Origin of the sequence: Paenibacillus ihuae, assembly GCF_001368795.1 — a bacterium.
Taxonomy (GTDB): Bacteria; Bacillota; Bacilli; order Paenibacillales; family Paenibacillaceae; genus Paenibacillus_AQ; species Paenibacillus_AQ ihuae.
Window position 1 is genome coordinate 2,090,744 of sequence record NZ_LN831198.1, and the last position, 9,860, is coordinate 2,100,603.

Here is a 9,860-nt window from a genome sequence, read left to right on the forward strand (position 1 = left end):
GGAAGTATACAACGTCAGTAGCAGCAGGATTTTGAATACCCAGACCCGAAGTTACCTGACGTCAGCCGGGGGGATGGGGGCTCATGATAAAGTGTTAGGCCAGGACAATTATCATAAGTTTTACGGGAAGACCGTGATTGTACTGGACCGGAGCAAACCATTTCCCAAGGAATTACAGGCTGAGTTTCAGATTGCTTCCGTAAACCCCGGCAAGATGGACGATCCCAAGACTGGCACCATCCTTGCGGATATGCATTACTCGTCAAGACTCAAGATCAGCTTCACCCTGGATCCTAAGTTTAAAAAGACTGTGACCCGAATTCTTTATCCGGATAAGACCGTCATCCTTGATGGTCATGAAGTCTTACTTAGTAGACTGGAATTGTCTCCGTTAATGATATCTGCACGGTTTACTCTAAAGAACCCGGATGAGAACAGCTGGGAAGTACGGCTGAAGATTAATGAGGCTTCCCTCAGAACGGTGATAAAGTCCAAGACTGAAGATGGCGCACTGGAGATGCCTATGGTTTCAGGGAACGGAACAGAGGACGGATTTGAGAGAGTGTATGCCAGTAATCTGTTGGATAATCCGGAATCTCTCCTACTGGAGCTTACGACAAAAACAAGTGATGAAGCAGTGAAACTGAGTATTGACCTTTCAAAATAGACGGGAGGCCTTTTGGAGTCAAATTGATGCTCGCATCAGTCTGACTCTAAAAGAGGGTATGTAAGATCTCATGGAATTCAGAAAAAGGTACATGTCCTCCATTTATCGCCATAGCTATATTATTCCTTGTACTGAATAGTCAGCTCCCCGGCAAAGACAGCGGTGCCCGTTATTGCGACCTCTTGACGGTTTGTATTCACGGTTACCCTAACGCTGCCATTGCGTCCAATCTCCTGTCCTTGCTCTATGAGCAGTTCCAGATGTTCCTGATCCGGACGGATGTATTTGCTATAATATGCCCCCATTACACCGGAGGCGGTCCCTGTAACCGGATCTTCAATGGTGCCTGAGTAGGGGGAAGAGAAGTGCCGGCCATGCATGTCCGCTTCAGCAGCATAGGTTTCCAGGCAAAAAGGATGCAGGGAAGCATGCGGCAGCTCCTTTAAAAGTTCAGGGAAGCGGTTATTATCCGGTGACATTCGTTTGAAGGCAGCAAGAGAGCGAATAGGGAGCAGAAGCGTCCATAATCCCGTGCTTCCATACAGGATAGGAAAGCGTGGATCAATATCCTCTGCCCTAAGACCAAGACTGGCGGCCAAGCCGGCAGGTGAGCCGTTGAAGGGCATGAACTCCGGTGCTGCCTGCTGCATGGTAATCAAAATTTGATTGGAGTGCCCCTCTTCGATGCGAATAGGTAAAATGCCGGCTTTTGTTTCAATTGTTATTGCAGATTGTTCACCCAGAAGTCCTTTAGTTTTCATAGCATAGATGGTGGCAATCGTGGCGTGACCGCAGAGGTTGGCTTCATGGCCAGGTGTGAAATAGCGGATTCTCATATCCGCCTGGCCGGAAGGCAGCAGAAAGGCGGTTTCATTAAATCCCACTTGTTCGGCGATGGACTGTATTTGTTTCTCTGTGAGTTCACCTGCGTTCAAAACAACCCCTGCCGGATTCCCCATACCTGCCTCTTTACTAAAAGCATCCACATGATATACTGTTACCCCGCTCATCAGAACCTCCTATTTAATCCCGTTGTTGAATCTGAATACGAGCTTTGTTCCGTCAAAAGTTTCTTCAACGGCTTCGTGGTAATCACCCTTTGTATAACCCGCTACAGTCTTCCGCCAAAATCTCTGTCCGGTTATATTTTTTGCGGCCGGATTGGTGTACAGCTCCCACACACCTGCAAAACGTTCAAATACCCGTAGCGCGGCTTGTGCTGCGAGACCGGTCCCTCTAAACGGCTGAAGTACAAAAAATTCATTTACGAAGAAATCCACACCTTTTGCACAATGAGGCGGGGTGGCTATAAGCGCGAATCCCGCCGGGACAGAGTCAGCTTTGAACAAAAAAGGAAATAGGATTCCCGGTTTCTCCCACCATATGTTTTGCGCATCATATTGCTGTGCCAAAGTACGGATCTCCGGGTCGTCTTCAAAGATCCCATGCTGGTTCATCACGGTTCCTTCAGTAAACCCATAATGGCCGGATAGGTCATGGAGATAGAGCGGATAAAGATTTTTAATGATATGAGCTTCATGCTGTTCAGCCAGTTCAACGGTCAGGTTCATGATTTTCCTGCTTTCTATAGTATTTGTCCATATGTTCCAAGTGTATAAACGCTTAAATACCTGAGCAAGTGATTGTTTATTTTAAAATAAAAAATACTTGGAGAAGCGGGACGGGGGCTGGCATTGATAACGATTATCAATTAGAATGAAACATAGATTGAATTTTACTAAAATTGCCTAGGCGGAGGAAGACTCTTGCAGCTTATTGGCCCATTGGAGGTATAACCGATGTTCATTCAGACCAGATCTATTGTTGTGGAGAAAGGAAACAGTGATAAGGTCATTGAGAAATTCAGTGCACCGGGTGCGCTGGAGGAAATGCCGGGACTCATTGATATCAGCGTAATGCTAAATAAGAAAAGCAAAGACTCTGAGGAGGTGCTCCTGCTGATCCGCTGGGAATCAGAAGACGCGTGGAAGAACTGGGAGAAAAGCGATGCGCATATCCAGGGCCACCGTAACAGCAGAGGGCAGGAGAAACCGGCTTTTGTCCTCAGTACAACCGTAAATATGTATGAAGTGCAGAAGGTGAAAGAGGGTAAAGTTTACGGCAAATAGGTTTGTTTACAAGAGAAGATGCCGCCAGAGGTTGACTCAAATATTTGATATTTCTCGCTACCTCAAGAAAGACTGGGAGAATGGTTTCTTTGTTTCTGCTGAAATATGAGAAGTAGATCATCATTGCTGGAGCGCCGTCAAGCTTGAATACAAAGCCATCCGTCCTTCGCCACTTGTTACCGTCACTCGCACACCCAATGTATTCCTCATATTGCGTCAAGTCCTCGTCCATAAATAGTACATCACCGCCAAAACGGAGTGATTCATGCGGATTCTCCGGATCTGTGAGCCTTTCCACCTCGGTAAGGGAAATAAACTCCGATTTGTTCAATCCCACCTCAGAACCATCCTCATACATGAATTCTTGCATATTGCGGGATAATCATTTCCGGCAATGCTCAATATTATTTCCTCGCCTGAATAGGAGAGATCATGAATTAGTTTGGTTTTGGGGGCTGCAGTTGCTGTAGGAGCAGCGGTCGGCAGGATCACCTCCGCATTGGCATGTATCTGTGCGGGAGAAGCAGATGGAGCAGTAAGCTTGGATTGACCGGAGCTTGAGCAGCTGATCAGGGCGGTAAGAGAACAGATGCTGCAGAATTTTAAGAGCATGCGCATAAAAACGACCTCCGTGTTCAATTTTAATACATAGATAAAAATGTAAAAATATACACAAGGATTATATACCCTACAGTAGAGGGAAGAACAAAGCGGATCAGGATCATTCCTGTGCTGTATAAATTCGATCCTATTATTTACACTTTATCCTCCGGCTGGGATACGGGAAAAGTTTTTAGCTCAGCTACTTGAAATCGCTAACACATAGATTTATAATAAGTTTATCGAAACGATTCGAATTAATTATTCGGTTAATCAGCTTTATGTTCAGTAGCAGCACTTATTCACGATTGAAAACGACTAAAATGTCGATTTGTCACCTGGATAATTGGTTAATAGTATCTGTGATGAAGATGTGAACGCGAAAAACAACGAATAGACTCGAATTTTTTTTCGATAATAAACGAAACGTTTCGATGTAAGGGCTTTAATCATAGTGATCTTACGTTTGGCTCACACTAAAACAGGGGTGAAAAAGAATGAAAAAGAAAACTGGTTTTACGATTGCGTCACTGCTACTCAGCTTCTCCTTGGTTGCAGCAGGATGCGGCAACTCAGACAATTCCGCTTCCGGGGACAGCAAGACTTTGAAAGTATGGTTCATGGGTACATCGGATACCGTAAAGCCGATTGCCGAAATGTATGAAGCTAAGAATCCTGGAATTAAAGTAGATGTTCAAGCGATTCCTTGGGATACTGCCCATGATAAACTGCTGACGGCTGTAGCTTCCAAGAACGGTCCTGACGTTGTCCAGATGGGAACAACCTGGATTCCGGAATTTGCGGCTGCCGGGGCTCTCAAGGATATGTCTCCCTATATCGAGCAGTATCCAAGTATGAAAGCGGACAACTTCTTCGACGGGGCTGTTCAAACTACCCAGTACGAAGGTAAGACGGTCGCTGTTCCGTTTTATGTTGAAACCCGTGCAATGTTCTATCGGACCGATCTGCTCAGCGGTGTAGGCTACCCTGAAGGCCCGAAAACCTGGGATGAGCTGAAGGATGCCAGTAAGAAGCTGGTCGAAAAAGGCGGAGCCGGACATTATGCTCTGCCGATTGAAGGAAAAGATTCCATCTACCCAGTCATTTTTGCCTGGCAGAACGGAAGTGAAATCATCGACGAGAACCGTCAGCCACAGTTCAATCAGCCGGCATATGTTGAAACGGTTAACTTCCTGAAGAGCTTCTAAGATGAAGGGTTGTCCCCAAAAGGTACTGACCTTGATACCGTTGCAGCATTTAAAGACGGCACGATGGCGATGTTCATCAGCGGTCCTTGGATGATCCAGACGGTGAAAGAAAAGGCTCCAGAAATTGACGGCAAGTGGGCAGTAACTACGCTTCCGGCCAAAGTAACCAATACTTCATCCATCGGCGGTGCGGATCTGTCGATCTTCAATTACAGCAAAAACCCGGACGAAGCCGCTAAGTTCATAGCTTTCATGGCTGAACAGGAAGCACAGCTGAAATACTATGAAACTTCCAACTCCATGCCTGCCCTGAAAGCTGCCTGGACGAATGAAGCGCTTAGTGATCCGATGATTGCCGCCTTCGGCAAGCAGCTGGAAAATTCACGTCCTGCTCCAACGGTGAAGGAATACGAGGAAATTGCCCAGGCGGCAATGGCTGCTTTTGAACAGATTACAATTGGCGGTGCCGATACACAAACCGAACTGGATAAATTGAATGATAAGGCCAACGAGCTCCTTGGCAATAAATAATATCTGATTTTCCTTAAGGCGGACTGCCGGGATCTCCATCTGAGGTTCCGGCCGTAGGCTTGTTTCTCTTCCCGGAGGAAGAAAGTGAAAGAACGTGAAAGGGTGTGAGGAAAGTGAGTTCATTTGTGAAGCAATGGAACAAGCATAAATATCCTTATATGTTTATCGCTCCGGCAGTTATTCTGCTGACGCTGTTCTCCATTATTCCGATTATTATTGCACTGGTAATCAGCTTTACGGATATGGATCTGGTGGGGCTTGCGGATTATTCAAACATTCGCGGCGTTGGATTCAGCAACTACATTGATATTTTCAAGGATCCGATATTCCTCAAATCGATGTACAATACGTTAATTTATGTGGTGATTGGAGTTCCGCTTGTTGTAATAGCCTCGATGGGCGTTGCTCTGCTGCTTAATTACGGCTCCGGCTGGCTGTTCAAAAGCTTCCGGGTCATCTATTATATGCCTTCCATCACCAATATTGTGGCGGTAGCAGTGGTGTGGGGGTATTTGTATAACGGATCTTACGGCTTGTTTAACTATGTACTCTCCTGGTTTGGTTTACCGGCACAGCAGTGGCTTCAGGACCCCGTTCTGGCTAAATTATCTCTGATTCTGCTGGCGTTCTGGAAATCTATCGGACTCAATATGATCATTTTCCTGGCTGCGCTGCAGGGGATTCCGCGCTCCTATTATGAAGCGGCTGAAATCGACGGTGCGACCGGCTGGAAAAAGCTGCGCTATATTACCGTTCCTTTGCTTGGATTCGCTACTTTCTTTGTGACCATTACGACTTTGATCGGCTGGATTCAATTCTTCGAAGAACCGCTGGTAATGACCAAAGGTGGCCCGCTGAATGCGACCATGTCTATGGCGCTCTTCATTTACAACAACGGGTTCCAGCTGAGCAAATTCGGCTACGCAGCTTCGGGTTCCTTCGTGCTGTTCATTATCATCATTATCGTGACACTGATTCAATTCGCGGTCAAAAAGAAAGAAGTAGAATATTAAGCTTCTGCTAGTGCTGAAGGCTTAAGAAGGAGGGAACTGGCATGGCACTCAGAATGAAAAGACTAGAAAAAGGAATCATGATCGCGCTGCTTGTTATCGGAGGACTGCTGATGATGGTGCCGTTCATTTGGATGATTGGCTCATCCTTTAAGCCTGAGAATGAATTCACGGTAATTCCACCGTCACTATTTCCGAATCACCCTACGTTTAACAACTACCGCGATTTGTTTGTGAAAATGGACTTTCTGATCTATTTGAAGAACACGCTAATTATCGTACTGTGTTCATTTGTCGGACTGTTTCTGAATGCGATGGCAGGCTATGCCTTTGCCAAATTTGATTTTCCCGGTAAAAACAAATTCTTTTATGTGATCCTGGCGACGATGATGATTCCGGGTCAGGTTACCATGATTCCGACCTACCTGATTATCAATCAGATGCATCTGGTGAATACGATGGCGGGGATTGTACTTCCGGGGCTCGTAGGTGCGTTTGCGATCTTCCTGTTCCGCCAGTTTATGACCACGATCCCGATGGATCTGCTGGAGGCGGCAAGACTGGATGGAGCGGGCGAGCTGCGGATCTTTTTCCAGCTGATGGTGCCGATTGTGAAGCCGGTATTTGCCGTTCAGGGCATATTGACCTTTATCGGGGCATGGAACAGCTTCCTGTGGCCGCTGATTATTGCCAATGACGAGAAACTGTATACCTTATCGGTCGGCTTGTCGCTTTTGAAAGGCCAATATGGTACAGCCTTTGGTCTGCAAATGGCGGGTGCTGCATTTATGGTTGTTCCGATCATAATTATATTTATCTTCTTCCAGAAGCACATCATAGAAGGATATACGATCTCTGGCATAAAATAGTATATAGAAGCATATTGCAGTGCTGAGGAAGGATTGAACAGGATGGCAACGATCAAGGATGTGGCAAAGCTGGCAGGGGTGGCACTGTCGACGGCCTCCTATGCGATGAGCGGGGACAGTAAAGTCAGCGCAAAAACAAGAGAAAAAGTGCTGGAAGCGGCACGGCAGCTCAATTATCAAAAAAATGGTTTTGCCATGGATTTGAAACGTAGCCGCACCAATACAATCGCACTTATTCTAAGGGACCTGTCAGGTCCATATTATTCGGAATTAATCCGCAGCATTCAAGATGTGGCCTTGTCCAACTCTTATGATCTGATTGCCTGCAGTTCAATGGGTGGAAAAGAATCAACCGCAGTCAGATACATGCTGGAAAAACGCGTGGACGGGGCAATCGTGCTGGCCCATAACATTACAGATGAAATTCTGCATGCGGCGGCGGGACCGCGTTTTCCAATCGTGGCGATGGACCGTCTGATTACCGGCGAAGGTCTCATTAATGTTGTGGTAGATGGTGAACAGGGGGGCTATAGTGCAACCCGGCACCTGATCGAAAAAGGGCATAGTTCCATCGCTTACATCAGCGGACCAGTCGATTCCTATGACAATGCACTGCGTTATCAGGGATTCTGCCGGGCGATGCGCGAAGCCGGATTGAGCGAGAAGACAAAATGGAAGCTAAGCGGGAACTTTGTGCGTGAAGGCGGTTATAAAGCGACCAAGATGATGCTGATGCAGGGCGAACTGCCCTCAGCGGTATTTTATGCCAATGATGAAATGGCGGTCGGGGGATTGAAAGCACTGGAGGAAGCTAAAGTTTCGGTGCCGGATGAACTTTCGGTTATCGGATTCGACGATATTCAGCTGGCTGAATACATTCAGCCTTCGCTGACCACCATCCGCCAGCCGATGTACGAGTCCGGTTCTTTGGCGGGACATCTCCTCTTTCAGATGCTTAACGGTGACCTGGTCAATGATTTCTATAAGCTTAAGATTGAGCTGATTGAACGAAATTCGGTTAAAGCTACAATTAATCGGTGATGAAATGGCTTGTATAGTTGTTGTCTTGAGGCTCCAGCTGAATGCTCCGCTCTGGGAGAGCGGGGCAGCGGTACTGGTCTTGTCCCGTATAAGCAGATGTTTATCGAAAATAAGTGAAACGTTTATGAAATAAAAATAATTTATATAAATAATACCTTATAAATAAAGGGATATGGAGAAAGAAACGATTCGATATTATTCGACTCGGTGGAGGAGTTACAACTATGACTGAGCATCTGTATAACAAATATGTAAAGAACATGACCCTGGAAGAGAAAATAGCCCAGCTGCTGCAGCTGGCAGCTCCCTTTTATGACGAGCCGGGTGATCATTCGGAGATTACCGGCCCCATGGAAGAGCTCGGCATTCAAAGCGAAACGGTACGTAATGCGGGTTCTGTACTCGGGGTAGCCGGAGCAGCCAAAATGATGGCTGTACAGAAAGCTCATCTGGCGAATAACCGGCTGGGTATTCCGCTGCTGTTCATGGCAGACATTGTCCACGGTTTCAAGACGATTTTTCCCATCCCGCTGGCCATTGGCAGTTCATGGAATCCGGAACTGGCTAAGCAAAGTGCGGAGATCGCAGCATGTGAAGCGGCTGTATCCGGCCTGCATGTGACGTTTGCACCGATGGTCGATCTGATCCGTGATCCGCGCTGGGGACGGGTGATGGAATCTACCGGCGAAGATCCTTATTTGAATGGCGTCTTTGCCAAGGCGTTCGTGCAAGGCTTTCAGGGTGATGACCTGGCAGGTGACACCAGCCGTGTGGCGGCCTGCGTCAAGCACTTTGCGGCCTATGGTGCTGCAGAAGGCGGGCGGGACTATAATACGGTCGATTTATCTGAGCGCCAGCTGCGTGAGTATTATTTACCCGCCTATAAGAAGGCCCTTGATGCCGGCGCCGAAATGGTTATGACCTCGTTCAATATTGTAGATGGTGTTCCGGCTACAGGAAACCGCAAATTACTCCGTGATTTACTGCGCGGGGAATGGGGCTTTGAAGGGGTTATCATTTCTGATTGGGCCTCCATTAAGGAAATGGTTGCCCATGGTGCAGCTGAAGATGATAAAGAAGCGGCATTCAAGGCGATACGGGCAGGCGTCGACATCGATATGATGACCACCAGCTATCTGCATCATCTTCCTGAGCTGGTTGATGAAGGACTTGTCGATGAAGCTTGGATTGACGAAGCTGTGCTGCGCATTCTGCGGCTTAAAGAGAAGCTTGGACTGTTTGACAATCCGATGCGCGGTGCAGATCCGGTACGGGAGAAGGAAATTGTCTATTCCGCTGAGCACCGTCAGGCTGCGCGGAAGCTTGCCGAGAAATCATGCGTGCTGCTCAAGAACGAAGGTGTACTGCCGCTTCGTGCAGCGCAGCGGGTGGCGCTGATCGGGCCGTTTGCAGACAGCGGAGATATTCTGGGCTGGTGGTCCTGGACCGGCTCCAAAGAAACAGCAGTGAAGTTAAGTGATGCGATGCGGGCTGTAATAGACAATCCAGACCAACTAACGGTTGCCGCAGGCTCAGGAGTTGATTCCATTACGGATACTCAGAAGGAGGAAGCTCTAACAGCCGCAGCAGGAGCAGATGTAATTGTACTGGCCGTCGGCGAATCGTCCCATATGAGTGGGGAAGGCGGGAGCCGCACCAATATCAGGCTTCCGGATGCGCAGCTGGAACTGATCAGGCTTATGAAAAGGCTCGGTAAGCCTGTCGCCATCGTGTTGTTTAACGGACGGCCGCTGGACCTTCATGGGGTGTATGATCAGGCCGGGGCTGTACTGGAAGCCTGGTTC

General features: G+C 47.6%; 8 protein-coding genes and 1 pseudogene. 7 read left to right on the forward strand and 2 right to left on the reverse strand.

Features of this window, described 5'->3' with window-relative positions:
• The coding region (locus AQR02_RS09405; RefSeq protein ID WP_209444136.1) for a DNA binding protein at positions 1 to 667 on the forward strand (667 nt) is incomplete at its 5' end.
• 119 nt (positions 668 to 786) lie between these two features.
• Here the strand turns inward: AQR02_RS09405 and AQR02_RS09410 are convergent.
• Together AQR02_RS09410 and AQR02_RS09415 are read right to left on the reverse strand one after the other, a co-directional pair.
• Positions 787 to 1,677 carry a PhzF family phenazine biosynthesis isomerase gene (locus AQR02_RS09410; RefSeq protein ID WP_054940341.1) on the reverse strand — a complete coding sequence of 297 codons (891 nt, stop codon included), beginning with the start codon at positions 1,675 to 1,677 and terminating at the stop codon, positions 787 to 789.
• Positions 1,678 to 1,686: 9 nt separating this feature from the next.
• Entirely contained in the window at positions 1,687 to 2,238 is a 552-nt protein-coding gene (locus AQR02_RS09415; RefSeq protein ID WP_054940342.1) for a GNAT family N-acetyltransferase, read from the reverse strand.
• A gap of 228 nt (positions 2,239 to 2,466) precedes the next feature.
• On the opposite strand from AQR02_RS09415, the gene AQR02_RS09420 reads away from it, so the two are divergent.
• The 6 genes and pseudogenes from AQR02_RS09420 to AQR02_RS09450 all read left to right on the forward strand — a co-directional run.
• Positions 2,467 to 2,796 (forward strand): antibiotic biosynthesis monooxygenase, encoded by a 330-nt coding sequence (locus tag AQR02_RS09420; protein ID WP_054940343.1) that lies wholly within the window; start codon positions 2,467 to 2,469, stop codon positions 2,794 to 2,796.
• Positions 2,797 to 3,893: 1,097 nt separating this feature from the next.
• Positions 3,894 to 5,135 (forward strand): annotated as a pseudogene (locus tag AQR02_RS09430) (sugar ABC transporter substrate-binding protein).
• A gap of 158 nt (positions 5,136 to 5,293) precedes the next feature.
• The gene (locus AQR02_RS09435; RefSeq protein ID WP_425340001.1) at positions 5,294 to 6,148 is read left to right on the forward strand and encodes a carbohydrate ABC transporter permease; all 855 of its coding nucleotides are present in this window, start codon (positions 5,294 to 5,296) and stop codon (positions 6,146 to 6,148) included.
• Positions 6,149 to 6,201: 53 nt separating this feature from the next.
• Positions 6,202 to 7,014 carry a carbohydrate ABC transporter permease gene (locus AQR02_RS09440; protein WP_425339969.1) on the forward strand — a complete coding sequence of 271 codons (813 nt, stop codon included), beginning with the start codon at positions 6,202 to 6,204 and terminating at the stop codon, positions 7,012 to 7,014.
• A gap of 42 nt (positions 7,015 to 7,056) precedes the next feature.
• On the forward strand, positions 7,057 to 8,055 hold the full coding sequence (locus tag AQR02_RS09445; protein ID WP_054940346.1) for a LacI family DNA-binding transcriptional regulator: 999 nt from the start codon (positions 7,057 to 7,059) through the stop codon (positions 8,053 to 8,055).
• Between the two features lie 224 nt (positions 8,056 to 8,279).
• The coding region (locus AQR02_RS09450; RefSeq protein WP_245237258.1) for a glycoside hydrolase family 3 N-terminal domain-containing protein at positions 8,280 to 9,860 on the forward strand (1,581 nt) is incomplete at its 3' end.